Source organism: Sphingomonas sp. ACRSK (assembly GCF_022346685.1).
Classification (GTDB): domain Bacteria; phylum Pseudomonadota; class Alphaproteobacteria; order Sphingomonadales; family Sphingomonadaceae; genus Sphingomonas; species Sphingomonas molluscorum.
The window spans coordinates 74,121-90,803 of record NZ_JAKRNR010000014.1 but is presented as its reverse complement, the minus strand read 5'-3'; the positions used below and the strand labels follow the sequence as shown (position 1 = coordinate 90,803).

Here is a 16,683-nt window from a genome sequence, read left to right as displayed (position 1 = left end):
GCCTCCGGCGGGGCGGCCGGGATGGGGGGCTCTACGGGCATGGTGTCTCTCCTTGGACGCGCATTGAACGCGCCAGGGAGGCCCGCGGTTGCCACGACGCTTGCTCCAGCCTGTGTGGCTGCTATAGACGCCGCCGTGCCGGCGGTGTCCGCTCGCGGGCGTGGCGGAACTGGTAGACGCGCTGGATTTAGGTTCCAGTATCGAAAGATGTGGGGGTTCGACTCCCTTCGCCCGCACCAGCTTCGCTCTCGCAAGCGAAGCTTGTAGGACACCGTGATCCCGATCCTATTGGACGAAAGCTGTCGAGAATGCAGACTGTCGAGACGTTGAACGAGGGTTTGAAGCGGGCCTACACGCTCACCATCACCGCGGCCGAAATCGACGCCAAGGTCGATGCCGAGGTGAAGCGCGTGTCGCCGCAGATCCGCATGCCCGGCTTCCGTCCCGGCAAGGTTCCCGCGAACCTGGTGCGCAAGATGCACGGCCCTGCGCTGACCCAGGAAGCGCTCAACACCTCGATCCAGGAAGGCGTGCAGACGCTGCTTTCCGAGCAGAAGCTGCGCCCCGCGCTGCAGCCGCAGGTGTCGCTGGACGAGGGCTTCGAGCCGGGCAAGGACGCGGTCGTCAAGGTCGAGCTGGAAGTGCTCCCGGACGTGCCGGCCCCCGCGATCGAGGGCATCAAGCTCGAGCGTCTGACCGTTCCGGCCGACGAATCGGCCATCGACGAGCGCATCCAGCAGCTCGCCAGCCAGAACAAGCGCCACGAGGACGCACCGGAAGGCCATGAGGCCGCCACCGGCGACCTGGTCGTCATGGACTTCGCGGGCAAGGTCGACGGCGTCGCCTTCGAGGGCGGCACCGGCGAGGGCATGTCGATCGAGATCGGCTCGGGCCGCCTGATCCCGGGTTTCGAGGACCAGCTGGTCGGCATCAAGAAGGGTGAAGAGAAGACCATCGAGGTCACCTTCCCCGAGGATTACGGCGTCGACACGCTCAAGGGCAAGCCGGCGACCTTCGACCTCAAGGTCACCGACGTGCGCGTGCCGGCCGGCGAGACCGTCGCGGACGACGAGTTCGCCAAGGCGCTGGGCCTGGAGAGCCTGGAGCAGCTGCGCGGCATCCTGAAGGATCAGGCCGGCCAGGAGCTCAACAACCTCACCCGCACCCACATGAAGCGCAAGCTGCTCGACCAGCTCGCGGCCGACCACGACTTCGAGGTTCCGCCCTCGATGGTCGAAGCCGAGTTCAACCAGATCTGGGCACAGCTCCAGCACGAGGCGACCCATGAGGCCGACCCCGAGGCGGCGATGGCCGAGCTGGAGAACGAGCGCGAGGATTACCGCGCGATCGCGGTCCGCCGCGTCCGCCTGGGCCTGCTGCTGTCGGAGATCGGCCAGGCGAACGGCGTCGAGGTCAGCCAGCAGGAAATGCAGCGTCTGATCCTGCAGGCAGCGCAGCAGTATTCGCCGCACGACCGTGAGCGCTTCATCCAGTACGTCCAGCAGGAGCCGATGGCGGCCGCCCAGCTGCGCGCGCCGCTGTATGAGGACAAGGTCGTCGACTTCCTGTTCGACAAGGCCGAGATCACCGACCGCGAAGTGACCCGCGAGGAGCTGGAAGCCGCGATCGAGAGCGAGGACGGGTTCGCCAGCGGCACCCACGTCCACAACCATGATCACGACCATGACCACGCGCATGGCCACGACCACGATCATGCGCACGATCACGACCACGGTACCGAGGAAGCGGCTGCCGAGCCGGTGAAGCCGAAGCGCAAGTCGACCAAGAAGGCCGAAGCCGCCGACATCGAGCCGGCCGCCGCCGACGCCGAGGCAGCTCCTGCCGCGCCGAAGAAGAAGGCTGCGACCAAGAAGGCTGCCAAGGAAGAAGGCGCTTCGGACGAGGCCGGCGAGGCCGCACCGAAGAAGAAGGCCGCCAAGAAGAAGGCCGACGACGCCGCCTAAGCGCGCGTCCGACCGGATCAGGAAGGGCTGCAGGTCGACCGCGACCTGCAGCCCTTTTTGTTTGGCGTGCACCTCCTTCGACCGGACGCGGGGCCGTCGCACGGGAGGGGCTTCGCTCTCCAACCCGTCGCACGCTCGGGCGCGACGCACCCGGGCGCTAAAGGGCGGCGGTCACTGTGCCCACGCAAGCGCGGGTGCCGCCGGCGACACACTCCGCGCGCCAGCGATCCCATGTCTCGGGCTTGATCCCCGACTGGACGGCAAGCTCGGCAATGTCGGACCACCGATGGATCGGGGGCGCAGACAACAATCGCCGCATGAACATGCGCATCTGGGCCTCGCCGACCGCGCGCTCGAGCGAGAGCAGCAGTAGGGGGCCGTAGTTGTAGCGATAGTCCCCGTCGATCTGCGACGAGGCGGTGATCTCGTCGAGCGCGACGAACGCTTGCGGCTGCTTTTCGATCGCTTTTCGAAGCTGCGCAACCTGGCGGGACGCTGCGTCCTCGCCCAGGATGGCCTGCTCTGCCTTGATCGACAGGAACTGCGCAGTCGATTCCAGCAGCAGCCAGGCGTAGGGGCCGGTCGGCCGGGTCAATGTGCCGAAGTAGTAATGTGCTGTTTCGTGGGACAGGTACGCTGCGTACATCTCGGCCTTCTCTCCCCCGGCAAGCAGGGCGTCTCCGATGGCACCGACAGAGCCGCTGAGCGCGATCGTCGGCCAGGTCGCAAATCCCCAGGAGCTCTCCCTGCGATCCCGGTCCACCTGGTTCAGCGTAACCATCCGCAGCAGCGTCGGCTCGTCGGCCAACGGCTGACCAAGATAGCTGCCGTAGAAGGCGCGAATTCCGGAGAAGTGATCGGCCAGGGCTGCCTGCTGGGCCGCCGTCACTGACTGGTTGAGGATCGTCAAGCCACCGGTCCGCGTGAGCGGCCCGGTGCCGCCGAACAGGAGCAGGGGCCGCGCGAGCTCGCTTCTGAACTGCGCGACAGGGCCCTTGGTCGCTCCGCTGCCGTTCATGTAGAGGAAGCGACAGCCATCGCAGGCGATCTCCAGATCATAGGCCATCACATCGACCCGCGTTTTCAGCACAGGGTCGAAAGGGGCGGGAAACCACACCGCCTGTTCGGACGCGCGCACGCTGTCTCCGTTGAAGGCGATCAACCCCTTGAAGTCGGTCGGTGCGTCGCGCTCGGCATAGACCGGAAAGGCGCCGACGTAGGACACGCACATCGTGGCGGGCGCGTCTTCCAACGTATACACACGCGCCTCGCCGTCGACCTCTGGATCGAACCAGCCGGTGAAGCTCACGGGCTTGCCGCTCCCATCAGTGACGCGCGCGACGTTCAGTCCGGCATTGAGCACGAAGGTCTTTGCTGTCGCCGGCGGCCGGGCTTCGACGCAAACCTGACCTTCAAATCGTCCGTCTGCCAGGGAAGCGCGGACCTTGCCCGTCGCGCGGACGGGTTGGTCCTTCTGAACCGGCGCGGCAGGCAGCGACGTCGCAGCGAGCAGGGTGAGCCCCAGTGCACTGAGCCCGTAGGTAACCGTCTTCATCGTTTTTGATCCCCGGGCCGTGAAAGAGCGGGCGCGACGGCGCTCCGCCCCCAGCGACACTGTCGTTTGCTGATCAAAGAAGTGCGGCGTCCCGCCGAAGGAAGGCAGGACGTTGTTCCCCTGCACCATCAACTGCGCCGGTGCAGGCTTAGGCGAGGCAGGCCGCCAGGCGGTCGGCCGACCGGAGCGTCTCGGCGCCAAGGGCCGGGACGGCTTCCGACTTGCCGTAGCCGCGGAGCTTCCGGTAGCGCTGCACGAACAGTGCACCCGGCTGCCCGGTGAGCTCGGCGATCGCACCCTTGCCCTCTTCGGCGACAATCGCGCGCGCCATGACATAGCCCAGGGCATAGAGCACTTCGTCGCCATAGAAGCCTAGGGCATAGACGTCGTCGTACGGGACCTCGGCGCCCGTGTTCAGGCCATGGACCGACAGTTCGAGCAGCGTGACGCTTCGATCGACCAGGCCGATGTTGCGCAATGTCCTTTGCCGCGCCTCGTCGCTTCCCGCGTCGGTCCCCGCTGGCATCGCGGCGACGTCGCCGACCAGACTGGCGCTGCCCTCCATCTCCAGCGATGCGAAGAGCGGGACCAACTCCTTGCTATGCGGCACCGCAGCCGTGCAGGCCTGGGCCTTGGGCGAGAGCGGCCGCGCCTGCTTGGCGATCCCCTGGATGGCGTGAAACAGTTCGTGCTGCATCACCGTGGCGGCGAGCGGCGCGGAAGGGAACCGGTCCAGGTTTAGGAAGAACTCCGGATCGCCGAAGGCGAAGCCGCCCGACGTGCCGCCCACGATCAGGTGGCCGACGACGTGTCCGCCCAGATCCGGCGGCGTGAACTCCGCGATCCTGCCTTTGACCTGATCCAGAAGATTGGATTTCGGATCCTCCAGCTTGTCCAGCGTGGCGCGGATCTGTTCGATATGACTTCGCACCTGCCCGAAGCGGAATCTGGCGGGATCGGGTTCGGCATCATTCCCCTGAGCCGCGGCGATCAAGGCCTTTGCGAACAGTTCGTTCGACGCCGGACGCCCATAGTTGCGCGCCTTGCGTATCAGTCCCTGGTTGCCGGGAAGCGCAGCCACGCGCAGCGCGTCCGCCGTCGTCAACGCCGGGTTCTGGAGAGCGGCCAGGACCGCCTTGGTCGCCTCTACGTCCACCGTAACGGAAAGGTTCGCACGAGGTCGGCCGGATGCGGCCGATGAATCCTGTGCCGCACCGGGTGCCGCTCCAACCGCGCCCGCCAAAGAGAGAGCCGCAAGCGCAGCTCCGATCCGTCCATATTGCCGCATTCATTCCCCCCCAAGAATTTGGCTGGTGTATTAACCTGGCAACACGGCTGTCAAGCGGCAAGACCGGCTCGCGGCGACGCTCCCTCCGCGATCTTCTTTTCTGCTGGCGGCCAGTCCGAGGGATGGGCTAGGCGCGGGCGCAGTTCAGACGCTACCGGAACCTGCATGAAGATCGCCGTCCTCTTGCCCTGCTACAATGAAGAGGCTGCGATTGCGCAGACGGTGGCGGGGTTTCGCGAGGCGCTGCCGGACGCGACGATCTACGTCTATGACAACAACAGCCGCGATCGCACGGTCGCGGTCGCGCGCGAGGCGGGGGCAGTGGTCCGCTCGGAGCGCATCCAGGGCAAGGGCGCGGTCGTGCGCCGCATGTTCGCCGACATCGAGGCCGACGTCTATGTGATGGCGGACGGCGACGCGACCTATGACCCGAGCGTCGCACCGGCGATGGTCGCGCAGCTCGTCGGCGAGCAGCTCGACATGATCGTCGGATCGCGGGTCGAGCAGCACCAGGCCGCCTATCGCCGCGGCCATCGCTTCGGCAATCGCGCGATGACCGGCATTCTCGCGCGGCTGTTCGGGCGCAGCTTCACCGACATTTTTTCGGGCTACCGCGTGTTCTCCCGCCGGTTCGTGAAGAGCTTCCCCTCGCTCTCGGCCGGGTTCGAGATCGAGACCGAGATCAGCGTCCATGCGCTGGAGCTCAAGATGCCGGTCGCCGAGGTCGAGACCTGCTATTTCGCGCGGCCGGAGGGGTCGCACTCCAAGCTCAGCACCTATCGAGACGGCTGGCGGATCGCGCGGACGATCGCGACGCTTTATCGGTTCGAGCGGCCTTTGTGGTTCTTTGGCGCGATCGGCCTCCTCCTTGCGGCCGTCTCGCTGCTGCTGGCAGTGCCGCTGGTGGTCACCTATCTCCAGACCGGCCTCGTGCCGCGCTTCCCGACCGCGATCCTGGTGACGGGCCTGATGATCCTCGCCTTCCTGTGCGGATTCTCGGGGCTGATCCTCGACACGGTGGTGCGCGGGCGGGTGGAAGTGCGGCGGCTGGCCTATCTGGCGCATCCGGCCCCCGGCAACTGACGTCCCGCCGCGGATCGCACCTCGCGGCCCTTGCGCCGGGCGATCCGAGCGCCGATGTTGTGTTTCGAACCTTACCAAGCGGGAACCCAATGCAGGACATCCACGACGCCCTCGTCCCCATCGTCATCGAACAGTCGAGCCGCGGCGAGCGCAGCTTCGACATCTATTCGCGCCTGCTGCGTGAGCGGATCGTGTTCGTGACCGGTGGCGTCGAGGATCACATGGCGTCGCTCATCACCGCCCAGCTGCTCTTCCTCGAGTCCGAGAACCCGAAGAAGGACATCTGGATGTACATCAACTCGCCGGGTGGCGTGGTGACCGCCGGCATGGCGATCCACGACACCATGCAGTACATCCGTCCGCGCGTCGGCACGGTGTGCATCGGCCAGGCAGCGTCGATGGGCAGCTTCCTGCTCGCCAGCGGCGAGCCGGGAATGCGCGTGGCGCTCACCAACGCGCGCATCATGGTCCACCAGCCGTCGGGCGGCGCCCAGGGCATGGCCTCGGACATCGAGATCCAGGCCAAGGAAATCCTGCGCATCCGTCGCCGGATGAACGACCTGTACGCCAAGTACACCGGCAAGCCGCTGGAGGAGATCGAGCGGGCGATGGATCGCGATACCTTCCTGGAGGCGGAAGAGGCCAAGGCGTTCGGCCTGGTCGACCAGGTGTTCGACAAGCGCCCGACCCCGACCGAGGAAGCGCCTGCGGCCTGATCCGCGGCTGGAACATGCCCGCGCCTGAATCCGGCGGCGCGGGCAACGTCCTGATAACCAACGCGTTTTATGGATTGCCGGACCGGTGCCCGAGTGTAGACTGTCGGGCGGTGTAACGCGCCTAGGTGCGCGGGAGAGAAGTGAATGACCAAGCTCAGCGGCGGTGACTCCAAGAGCACGCTCTATTGCTCCTTCTGCGGCAAGTCGCAGCATGAGGTGCGCAAGCTCATCGCCGGCCCCACCGTGTTCATCTGCGATGAGTGCGTGGAGCTGTGCAACGACATCATCCGCGAGGAGACCAAGTCCGCGCTGGTGTCGAAGAAGGACGGGGGCGTCCCCACGCCGCAGGAGATCTGTGACGTGCTGGACGACTATGTCATCGGGCAGAAGCAGGCCAAGCGCGTGCTCTCGGTGGCCGTCCACAACCACTACAAGCGCCTGAACCACGGCCAAAAGGGCGCCGACGTCGAACTGGCGAAGTCGAACATCCTGCTCGTCGGCCCCACCGGCTGCGGCAAGACGCTGCTCGCCCAGACGCTGGCGCGCATCCTCGATGTGCCGTTCACCATGGCGGACGCGACCACGCTGACCGAGGCCGGCTATGTCGGCGAGGACGTCGAGAACATCATCCTCAAGCTGCTCCAGGCATCCGACTACAACGTCGAGCGGGCGCAGCGCGGCATCGTCTACATCGACGAGATCGACAAGATCAGCCGCAAGGCCGAGAACCCGTCGATCACGCGCGACGTGTCGGGTGAGGGCGTGCAGCAGGCGCTGCTCAAGCTGATGGAAGGGACCACCGCGTCCGTTCCGCCGCAGGGTGGCCGCAAGCATCCGCAGCAGGAGTTCCTGCAGGTGGACACGACCAACATCCTGTTCATCTGCGGTGGCGCGTTCTCGGGCCTGGAGAAGATCATCGGCGATCGCCTGCAGGGCAAGTCGATCGGCTTCGGCGCCTATGTGGCCGCTCCCGAGGAGCGCCGCACGGGTGAGGTGCTGCGCCAGACCGAGCCGGAGGATCTGCTCAAGTTCGGCCTGATCCCCGAGTTCGTCGGCCGCCTGCCGGTCATCGCGACGCTCGAGGACCTGGACATCGACGCGCTGGTCAAGATCCTGACCGAGCCGAAGAACGCCCTGGTCAAGCAGTACCAGAAGCTGTTCGACATGGAGGGCGTGCGCCTGGGCTTCAACGACGACGCGCTGGTCGCGGTGTCGAAGAAGGCGATCGATCGCAAGACCGGTGCGCGCGGCCTGCGCTCGATCCTGGAGGGCATCCTGCTCGACACCATGTTCGACCTGCCCGGCATGGACGGCGTCGACGAGGTGGTGGTCGACAAGGACGTGATCGAGGGCCGCAAGGAACCGGTCCGCGTCTATGCGGAAAAGCAGAAGGCGGGAGACGCCGCCTGATCGGCGGCGTGCCCTAGCCAGAACCACGAAACGGGCGCCCGCAACGGCGCCCGTTTCTGCTTTGGGGGCTGCGGATAGGGGGGCCGCGGCTGCAAGAACGGAGATTTGAAAAGATGAACGCGACAATCGCGACGCTGCTCGGCGGGGCGCTGCTGGCCGCCGCCCCTGCGTCCGCACAGGCGGCCGATCCGGGCGCCTGCACCGCTGCGACGCAGACCCGGCTGATGGTGACGGTGCGCGGCCTCAAGAACAGCACCGGCAAGGTCCGCGTCCAGCTCTACGACGGCGCCGGCTTCCTGAAGAAGGGCCGCTGGCTCGGCCGCGTCGAGGCACCCGCGCGCGAGGGAGCGACCATCTGCATCGCCGTGCCGCGCGCCGGCGATTATGCGGTGGCGGTCCGCCACGACGCGAACGGCAACGGCAAGTCCGACTGGAACGACGGCGGCGGCTTCTCCCGCGATCCCAAGCTGTCGCTGATGCGCCTGGAGCCGGACTTCGCCAAGGTGGTGATCCCCGTGCGCTCCGGCGAGAACCGCGTAGCGGTGACGATGAACTATCGCCGCGGGCTGAGCATCGGGCCAGTCCGGTAGACGTGCGGCAGGGCGGAGCGCTGCGACCCGAGCGCAAATGCGTTTTTCATCGACGGCGCGGAAGGCCGTCCTGGTCGCAGAGTGCCTCCAGCAACCGCGTCGCGACCTGCCTTTCGGCCGGTGAAAACCCGGCGAAGACGCTATCGTATCGATCGACCACGTCCCGGTAGATCCGCAGCACATCGTCTGCACGACCTTGCAGAGGCTCCACCAGCGTGCCCCGCCGATCTCCGGGGTTAGGCAGGCGACGGACGTAGCCGGCGCGCTCGATCCGGTCGATGGCGCCGGTCGCCGCGCCCGATGTCAGCCCCAGGTGGTCGGCGATGCGTCCGGGCGTGAGCGGTTCCGGCGACGAGAACACGAGGTCGAGCGTCGCAAGGTCCGTCGTGTGGAGTCCCAGTTCGCGAGCCATGACCATGTCGTTGCGGGCGGCAGTGGCCAGAAATCGCCGGAGCGCGCGGACCAGGCGCATGTTCGTCCCGTCCTCCGGACCTTCGTGCATTCTGTATCTTCTCCCCAAAGTATCTTTGCAACCAAGACATGGCTGTTTCGTTCCGTTCGCATCAGCAAGGTCGGGCGTTGGTGCTGTCGGCCAGCGGATAGCCAGTCAGGAGCGAGCCAATGGAACTGCAGGACCAGGTCATCATTGTCACGGGCGGCGCAAGCGGGATCGGACGCGAGGCCTGTCTGTCGCTCGCCCGCAAGGGTGCGAAGCTCGTCGTCGCCGACTTCAATATCGAGGGTGCGGATGCCGTCGTCGCGGAGGTGAAGGCGCTCGGCGTCGAGGCGTTGGCCTACCAGCTGGATGTGTCGAAGGCGGAGGAGGTGAGCGCGCTGGTCGACTTCACCGTCGACAGGCTGGGGACGTTGAACGGCATGTTCAACAATGCCGGCATCGGACTGGTGAAACCCTTCCTGGAGATGGACCCGGCATCCTATCTGAAGGTCATCGAGGTCGACCAGCACAGCGTCTATTACGGCATGTATTATGGTGCCCGGAAGATGGTCGAGATCGGCGCCAAGGGCACGTTCGTGAACACCGCTTCGATCTATGGCTCGGTCGCGTCGCGGGGGAGCTTCAACTATAATGCTGCCAAGGCCGCGGTCATCTCGATGAGCCGTTCGGGCGCGCTGGAGCTGGCCGAACATGGCATCCGGGTGGTCGGCGTCGCCCCGGGCTTCATCGATACGCCGATCCTGGGCGATGACGCGGCGTTCAAGGCGCAAATCGCCGCCCAGCACATGCACGACCGGCTGATCGAGCCGGCAAAGGTCGCAAGCGTCGTCGCCTTCCTGTTCACCGACGCCGCATCGGCCGTGAACGGGTCGACGGTCGCGGTGGACGACGGCTTCCTGTCGTTCAAGGCGTGAGGTTGCGTATATCCGTTCGTGCTGTGGTGGAGCTTCGACAAGCTCAGCCCCACCGCAGCTCGGACGCTCCAGCCGGACTCTTCTGGCGCTAGCAGGGCGGAGCGGCAGACCGGCCGCTCCCCTGTCGCCGCCCGCACCTCAGGACGACAGACCGCTCACCCTGCCGCCTTCGCCAGTCCGCGCGACAGTTGCAGCGCCCCGTGGAGCCGGCTGCGCGGGTCCGGCCAGGCGCGGGAGATGGCGAGCTTCATGTCCGGACGCAGCTTCGCCGCGCCGCCCAGCCGGTCGACATAGGCGAGGAGGTTGGGGACGTTGGGGAAATTGTCCTCGTGGAAGGTCACGATCGCGCCGCGTGCGCCGACGTCGATCTTGGCGATGCAGGCGCGTTTGGCGTTGAGCTTGGTCTCGATGAGCTTCAACAGGTTCTCGGTCGCCTCGGGCAGCTTGCCGAAGCGGTCTATCAGCTCGGCGGCGAAGGCGTCGATGCCCGCACGGTCGTCCACGTCGTTGAGGCGGCGATAGAGGCCCATGCGCAGGTCGAGGTCGGGGACATAGTCCTCCGGGATCAGGATCGGCGCGTCGACGGTGATCGACGGCGAGAACTCCTTGGGCTTGTCCTCGCGCAGGCCGCCGGCCTTGGCGTCCAGGATCGCCTCCTCCAGCATCGATTGGTAGAGTTCGTAGCCCACTTCCTTGATGTGGCCCGACTGCTCGTCGCCCAGCAAATTGCCGGCGCCGCGGATGTCGAGGTCGTGGCTGGCGAGCTGGAAGCCGGCGCCCAGCGACTCCAGGTCGGACAGCACCTTCAGCCGCTTGGTCGCGGCCTCGGTCATCTGCCGCTCGGGCGCGGTATTCATATAGGCGTACGCGCGCGTCTTGGCGCGGCCGACGCGCCCGCGCAGCTGGTAGAGCTGGGCGAGGCCGAACTTGTCGGCGCGGTTGATGACCAGCGTGTTGGCGGACGGGATGTCGAGCCCGCTTTCGACGATGGTGGTCGACACCAGCACGTCATAGCGCTTATCGTAGAAGGCGGACATGCGCTCCTCGACCTCGCTCGGGCTCATCTGGCCATGGGCGACGACGTAGCGGATTTCCGGCACGTCCTGCGCCAGGAACTTCTCGATGTCGGGCAGGTCGGCGATGCGCGGGGTCACGAAATAGGCTTGGCCGCCGCGATAATGTTCGCGCAGCAGCGCCTCGCGGATCACCACCGGATCCCAGGGCATGACATAGGTGCGCACCGCCAGGCGATCGACCGGCGGGGTCTGGATCACCGACAGCTCGCGCAGGCCCGACATCGCCATCTGCAGCGTGCGCGGGATCGGCGTGGCGGTGAGCGTCAGCATGTGGACGTCGGCCTTCAGCGCCTTCAGCCGCTCCTTGTGGGTGACGCCGAAGCGCTGCTCCTCGTCGACGATGACGAGGCCGAGCCGCTTGAAGTCGATGCTCTTCGACAGCACCGCATGGGTTCCGACGATCACGTCGACGGTGCCGTCGGCGAGTCCTTCCTTGACCCGCTTGGCCTCGGCCGCGGGGACCAGGCGGGAGAGGCGGCCGACGTTGATCGGGAACCCCTCGAACCGCTGGGTAAAGTTCATGTGGTGCTGGCGGGCGAGCAGCGTGGTGGGGCACACCACCGCCACCTGCATGCCGGCCATCGCGGCCACGAACGCGGCACGCAACGCGACCTCGGTCTTGCCAAAGCCAACGTCGCCGACGACCAGCCGGTCCATCGGCGTGCCCGCCGCCAAATCGTCCAGCACGTCGCCGATCGCGCGGTCCTGGTCCTCGGTCTCCTGGTACGGGAAGCGGTCGACGAAGGCGGGGTAGCCGCTGGGATCGGGCTCGGCTACTTCGGCCGGGCGCAGCGCGCGCTTGACGGCGGTCGCGATCAGCTCGCCCGCGATCGCCTGGATGCGCTCCTTCATGCGGCTCTTGCGCCGCTGCCACGCCTCGCCGCCCAGCTTGTCGAGCGTCGCGCCTTCCTCGCCCGATCCGTAGCGGGAGAGGACCTCCAGGTTCTCGACCGGCACGTAGAGCTTGTCGCCGCCGGCGTAGCTCAGCGCCACGCAGTCGTGCGGCGCGCGCGAGACCGGGATCTGGGTCAGCCCTTCGTAGCGGCCGATGCCGTGCTCGGTATGCACCACCAGGTCGCCGGGCGAGAGCGTCGCCAGTTCCTGGAGGAACGCGTCGGTGTTCTTGCGGCGCTTGGCGCGCCGGACCAGCCGGTCGCCGAGCATGTCCTGCTCGGTCAGCACCGCCACGTTGGGCGCGGTGAAGCCGTGGTCGAGCGGCAGCACGATCAGCGTCGGTCCACGCTCGGCCGCACCCAGCGCCTCCTGCCAGCCGTCGGCGGCGATCGCACCCTTCAGGCCGTGGTCGGCAAGCAGCCCGGTCAGCCGCTCGCGCGCGCCCGGCGAATAGCTGGCGAGGATCGCCTTGCGGCCGTCGCGCTTGAGCTTGGCGAGGTGGGCGACCACCGCCTCATAGACGTTGTTGCCGGCGGTGCGCTCCGGCGCGAAGTCGCGCGGGCCGTCGACGCCGAAGTCGAGCACGGTCGCGCTCTCCGGCTCGTGGAACGGCGTCACCTGATGCGCGGCGGCCTCGTCCAGCCGGCGCGTCCATTCCTCGGCATTGAGGTAGAGCTGGTTAGGAAGCAGCGGGCGGTAGCTGCCCGGATCCGCCGACTGCGCGCGGGCGCGGTTGGCGTGATAGTCGGTGATGCCCTCGAACCGTGCCTCGGCGGCGCCGGGCGTACCCGCGTCGCGCACGATCACCGCGTCGGCAGGGAGGTGCTCGAACAGTGTTTCCAGCCGTTCCTCGAACAGCGGCAGCCAATGCTCCATGCCCGACAGGCGGCGGCCGTCGGAGATCGCCTGGTAGAGCGGGTCGCCGGTCGCGGTCGCGCCGAAGGTCTCGCGATAGCGGGCGCGGAAGCGCTTGACGCTCTCCTCGTCGAGCAATGCCTCGGACGCCGGCAGCAGGGTAAAGCCGTCGATGCGGCCGCTGGTGCGCTGGTCCGCGGGATCGAAGGTGCGAACGCTCTCGATCTCGTCGCCGAAGAAGTCGAGCCGCAGCCCCTGTTCGGCCCCGGAGGGGAAAAGGTCGACGAGCCCGCCGCGCACCGCGAACTCGCCGGCGTCATGGACGGTCTCGACCCGAACATAGCCGTTGCCCTGGAGCAGCTCGGCCAGGCGATCGAGCGAGATGCGCTCGCCCGGCGCCAGCCGCGCCACCAGCTGGCGGATGCGGAACGGGGTCAGCACGCGCTGCGTGACGGCGTTGACGGTGGTCACCAGCAGGCGCGGCGCCTTGCCGGGGCTCTGGAGGGCGTGGAGCGTCGCCAGCCGTTCCGACATGGCGCGCAGCGTCGGCGAGGCGCGATCGTAGGGCAGGCAGTCCCACGCCGGGAAGCTCAGTACCTCCAGCTCGGGCGCGAAGAACGGCGCAGTCGCCGCCACCGCCCGCATCGCCGCCTCGTCCGGGGCCACATAGACCACCCCGCCGGCGCTTCCCCGCGCCAGATCGGCGAGCAGGCTGGGCAGGAACCCCGCCGGCACGCCCGAAAGCGTGAGCGGGCGGCTGGCGGACAGGATGGTCTGGAGATCGGGCATAGGCGGCGGAGAAATCCGTTCAGAAAGGAATCAGCGCGCGATCGGCACGTAGTTGAGCGTCTTGAGCGCCGCCATCACCGTGCCTTCGAACTGCGGCGGCACCGGCTGGGTTCCCATCGCCCAGGCCATGATGTCGACGTCCTGCTCCTCCAGGAAGGTTTCGAACCACTCGATCTCGGCATCGCTCCAGGTTTCGCCATGCGCGTCGAAGAAGCCGCCGATCATCAGGTCGGCTTCCTTGGTGCCGCGGTGCCAGGCGCGGAAGCGCAGGCGCTTGAGACGGGTTTCGCGGTCCATGGAATCTCCAACGGCAAGGAGCCGGCGGACGCGAACGGCCGTCGGCGAGTCAGTGCGACGCCGCTTCCCGACACGGGCCGAAACGCGGTAGGGGCAGCAGATAGTCATGCGTCCCCAACTTCTCAATCCGCTGTTCGCCGAGGTCACCGCCCTGAAGGGGGTCGGCGCCGCCATGGCCAAGCCGCTCGACCGGCTGGGCCTGTCGCGCGTGGTCGACGTCGCCTTCCACCTGCCGAGCGGCTGGGTCGACCGGCTGCCGCGCGAGACGCTGGATGCGGTGGATGCCGGGCGGATCATCGCGATCACGCTGACGCCGACCGACTATCGGCTGAGCGCCGGGCGGGGCCCGACCCGGGTGCAGGCGCAGGATGCGGCGGGCAATGTCGTCAGCCTCGTGTATTTCGGCGGCAATGCCGGCTGGGTGAAGAAGCTGTTGCCGCTCGGCGAGCCGCGGCGCGTGTCGGGCAAGCTCGAGACCTATGGCCAGTCGCTCCAGATCGTCCACCCGGACCAGGTGCTGCCGCTGGACGAGGCGAGCGGCCTGCCGGAGCGCGAGGCGGTGTATCCGCTGTCGGAAGGGCTCACCTCCCGCCGGGTCGCGGGGCTGGTCGAGCAGGCGATCGAGCGGGCGCCCGAACTGCCCGAATGGATCGAGCCGAGCCTGCATTCCACCCGTGGCTGGCCGAGCTGGCGCGAGGCGCTGGCGCGCATCCACGCCGATCCGGCCGATGCCAAGGCGCGCCAGCGGCTCGCCTATGACGAGGTGTTCGCCAACCAGCTCGCGCTGCTGCTGGTCAGGGGCGAGGCACGCGCCAAGCGCGGCCGGCCGCTGACCGGCGACGGCAGCGTGCGCGCGCGGCTGAAGCTGCCCTATGCGCCCACGGGTGCGCAGGCGCGCACCATTGCGGAGATCGAAGGCGACTTGGCGCAGGTGCAGCCGATGCTGCGGCTGCTTCAGGGCGACGTGGGCTCTGGCAAGACGCTGGTGGCGATCATGGCGCTGCTGATCGCCGTGGAGGCGGGGGCGCAGGGCGCACTGCTGGCGCCAACCGAGATCCTGGCGCGCCAGCATGGGGAGACGCTCACCCGGCTGCTGTCGCCGATCGGCGTCAACGTCGCGGTGCTGACCGGCCGCGACAAGGGCCGCGCGCGCGAGGCCACGCTGATGGGGCTGGCAGATGGGTCGATCGACATCCTCGTCGGCACCCACGCGATCTTCCAGGAGGGCGTCGGCTATCGCGACCTGGGGCTGGTGGTGGTGGACGAGCAGCACCGCTTCGGCGTCGCCCAGCGGATGATGCTCCAGGCCAAGGCGCAGCGCCCGCCGCACCTGCTGGTGATGACCGCGACGCCGATCCCGCGCACGCTGACGCTTGCCCAATATGGCGAGATGGACGTCAGCCGCCTGGACGAGATGCCGCCCGGTCGCGAGCCGATCGAGACGCGCGTCGTGTCGGAGGATCGGCTGGACGAAGTGGTCGACGCGCTCGCCCGGCACCTGTCCAACGGTGGGCAGGCGTACTGGGTGTGTCCGCTGGTCGAGGAGAGCGAGAAGAGTGACCTCGCCGCTGCCGAGGCGCGCGCGGAGGGCCTGCGCCAGCGGTTCGGCGAGCGGGTCGGGCTGGTTCACGGGCGGATGAAGGCGCCGGAGAAGGACGCCGCCATGGCCGATTTCCAGGCAGCGCGCACCGGCGTGCTGGTCGCGACCACGGTGATCGAGGTCGGGGTGGACGTCCCCAACGCCACGCTGATCGTGATCGAGGCGGCGGACCGCTTCGGCCTGGCCCAGCTCCACCAGCTGCGCGGGCGCGTGGGGCGGGGCGGGGGGACCTCGCGGTGCCTGCTGCTGCGCGGCAATGCGCTCAGCGAAACCTCCCGCGCGCGACTGGCGCTGATGCGCGAGAGCAACGACGGCTTCCGCATCGCCGAGGAAGACCTGCGGCTGCGCGGCGCGGGCGAGATCCTGGGTACCCGCCAGTCGGGCGAGATGCAGTTCCGCCTGGCGACACCAGAGATGCTCGACGACCTGATGCCGGCCGCCAACGGCGACGCGCGCCTGTTGGTCGACCGCGACGGCGGCTTGCACGGCCCGCGCGGCGAGGCGGCGCGGCTGGCGCTCTATTTGTTCGAGCGGGATGCCGCCGTCGGGCTGCTGCGCTCGGGCTGAGGATCGAAGGGCGGCAGCGGCTCCAGCACCGCGGCGAGCAGTTCGTAATAGCTCGCCCGGTCGATCGGCATGTCGAACACGCAGCCGAAACGCATGCCCTTGGCCCAGCGGACTTCGGCCGCCATCACCCCCACCACCGGCAGGATCAGCCGCAGCCGGTCGCCGGGCTGGAACGCCAGGTCGGTGGTCGCGGAAAGGCCGTGCGAGGAGATGTTGAGGACGCGCAGTTGCAGCGCCTCGGCCGCAGGACCGAAGCCCCGCGCCTCAAACTGCACTTCGTCGCGCACGTGCGACGGTTCGACCGCCCCCGCCGCCGTCTGCCTGAACTTCTCGTCCATGGCGCCCCCTTGCGGCGAATGGATATCAGCATTGGCTGAGATGGGGAAGGACGGATGCTCGGGCGGTACTAAGCACCGTCTTGGAGAGGTGCCGGCTTTGTCGGTACCCCCGGCAAAGGTTTCTCTCAGTACCCCGGCGGAGGCCGGGGTCCAGTTGGAGGCGGCTGGCGGGCGTGCAGACCCTGACTACCGCCTTCCCAACTGGGCCCCGGCCTCCGCCGGGGTACGAAGAAGGGAGGATGGGCCCCCGGTGCTTCTGCGAAGGCAGGAGCCCAGGGTCACGAGCGCAA

General features: G+C 67.8%; 13 protein-coding genes and 1 tRNA gene. 8 read left to right on the top strand and 6 right to left on the bottom strand.

Going from position 1 to position 16,683, the window contains the following annotated elements; translation table 11 throughout:
• The first annotated feature begins 154 nt into the window (after positions 1–154).
• Positions 155–239: transfer RNA gene (locus MHZ35_RS09635), tRNA-Leu, on the top strand.
• A 69-nt stretch (positions 240–308) separates the two neighbouring features.
• Positions 309–1,964 (top strand): trigger factor, encoded by a 1,656-nt coding sequence (tig, locus tag MHZ35_RS09630; RefSeq protein ID WP_239435403.1) that lies wholly within the window; start codon positions 309–311, stop codon positions 1,962–1,964.
• 157 nt (positions 1,965–2,121) lie between these two features.
• On the opposite strand, the gene MHZ35_RS09625 is transcribed toward tig, so the two are convergent.
• Positions 2,122–3,648 carry a hypothetical protein gene (locus tag MHZ35_RS09625; RefSeq protein WP_239435402.1) on the bottom strand — a complete coding sequence of 509 codons (1,527 nt, stop codon included), beginning with the start codon at positions 3,646–3,648 and terminating at the stop codon, positions 2,122–2,124.
• Positions 3,649–3,667: 19 nt separating this feature from the next.
• Entirely contained in the window at positions 3,668–4,675 is a 1,008-nt protein-coding gene (locus MHZ35_RS09620) for a DUF5700 domain-containing putative Zn-dependent protease (protein WP_239435401.1), read from the bottom strand.
• A gap of 297 nt (positions 4,676–4,972) precedes the next feature.
• Between MHZ35_RS09620 and MHZ35_RS09615 the strand changes: the two genes are divergently transcribed.
• The 4 genes from MHZ35_RS09615 to MHZ35_RS09600 all read left to right on the top strand — a co-directional run bounded on the left by MHZ35_RS09615 (position 4,973) and on the right by MHZ35_RS09600 (position 8,606).
• Entirely contained in the window at positions 4,973–5,890 is a 918-nt protein-coding gene (locus MHZ35_RS09615) for a glycosyltransferase family 2 protein (protein WP_239435400.1), read from the top strand.
• Between the two features lie 89 nt (positions 5,891–5,979).
• Positions 5,980–6,606 carry an ATP-dependent Clp endopeptidase proteolytic subunit ClpP gene (clpP, locus tag MHZ35_RS09610; protein WP_239435399.1) on the top strand — a complete coding sequence of 209 codons (627 nt, stop codon included), beginning with the start codon at positions 5,980–5,982 and terminating at the stop codon, positions 6,604–6,606.
• Positions 6,607–6,750: 144 nt separating this feature from the next.
• Positions 6,751–8,016 carry an ATP-dependent Clp protease ATP-binding subunit ClpX gene (gene clpX / locus MHZ35_RS09605; protein ID WP_125960446.1) on the top strand — a complete coding sequence of 422 codons (1,266 nt, stop codon included), beginning with the start codon at positions 6,751–6,753 and terminating at the stop codon, positions 8,014–8,016.
• A 113-nt stretch (positions 8,017–8,129) separates the two neighbouring features.
• A complete protein-coding gene (locus tag MHZ35_RS09600) occupies positions 8,130–8,606 on the top strand; it encodes a DUF2141 domain-containing protein (protein WP_239435398.1) in 477 nt (158 codons plus the stop codon).
• Positions 8,607–8,652: 46 nt separating this feature from the next.
• On the opposite strand, the gene MHZ35_RS09595 is transcribed toward MHZ35_RS09600, so the two are convergent.
• Positions 8,653–9,108 (bottom strand): MarR family winged helix-turn-helix transcriptional regulator, encoded by a 456-nt coding sequence (locus MHZ35_RS09595; protein ID WP_239435397.1) that lies wholly within the window; start codon positions 9,106–9,108, stop codon positions 8,653–8,655.
• 119 nt (positions 9,109–9,227) lie between these two features.
• On the opposite strand from MHZ35_RS09595, the gene MHZ35_RS09590 reads away from it, so the two are divergent.
• Complete coding sequence (locus MHZ35_RS09590; RefSeq protein ID WP_239435396.1) at positions 9,228–9,977, top strand: SDR family NAD(P)-dependent oxidoreductase; 750 nt, start codon at positions 9,228–9,230, stop codon at positions 9,975–9,977.
• 155 nt (positions 9,978–10,132) lie between these two features.
• Here MHZ35_RS09590 and mfd read toward each other — a convergent pair whose 3' ends face one another.
• Together mfd and MHZ35_RS09580 are read right to left on the bottom strand one after the other, a co-directional pair.
• Positions 10,133–13,591, bottom strand: a complete 3,459-nt coding sequence (gene mfd, locus MHZ35_RS09585; protein ID WP_239435395.1) for a transcription-repair coupling factor — start codon at positions 13,589–13,591, stop codon at positions 10,133–10,135.
• A 30-nt stretch (positions 13,592–13,621) separates the two neighbouring features.
• Positions 13,622–13,888, bottom strand: coding sequence for an FAD assembly factor SdhE (locus tag MHZ35_RS09580; RefSeq protein WP_239435394.1), 267 nt, complete (start codon positions 13,886–13,888; stop codon positions 13,622–13,624).
• 106 nt (positions 13,889–13,994) lie between these two features.
• Between MHZ35_RS09580 and recG the strand changes: the two genes are divergently transcribed.
• The gene (recG, locus tag MHZ35_RS09575; RefSeq protein ID WP_239435393.1) at positions 13,995–16,055 is read left to right on the top strand and encodes an ATP-dependent DNA helicase RecG; all 2,061 of its coding nucleotides are present in this window, start codon (positions 13,995–13,997) and stop codon (positions 16,053–16,055) included.
• On the opposite strand, the gene MHZ35_RS09570 is transcribed toward recG, so the two are convergent.
• Positions 16,007–16,393 carry a PilZ domain-containing protein gene (locus tag MHZ35_RS09570; protein WP_239435392.1) on the bottom strand — a complete coding sequence of 129 codons (387 nt, stop codon included), beginning with the start codon at positions 16,391–16,393 and terminating at the stop codon, positions 16,007–16,009. The two genes, recG and MHZ35_RS09570, sit on opposite strands and share 49 nt — an antisense overlap.
• Between the last annotated feature and the right edge of the window lie 290 nt (positions 16,394–16,683).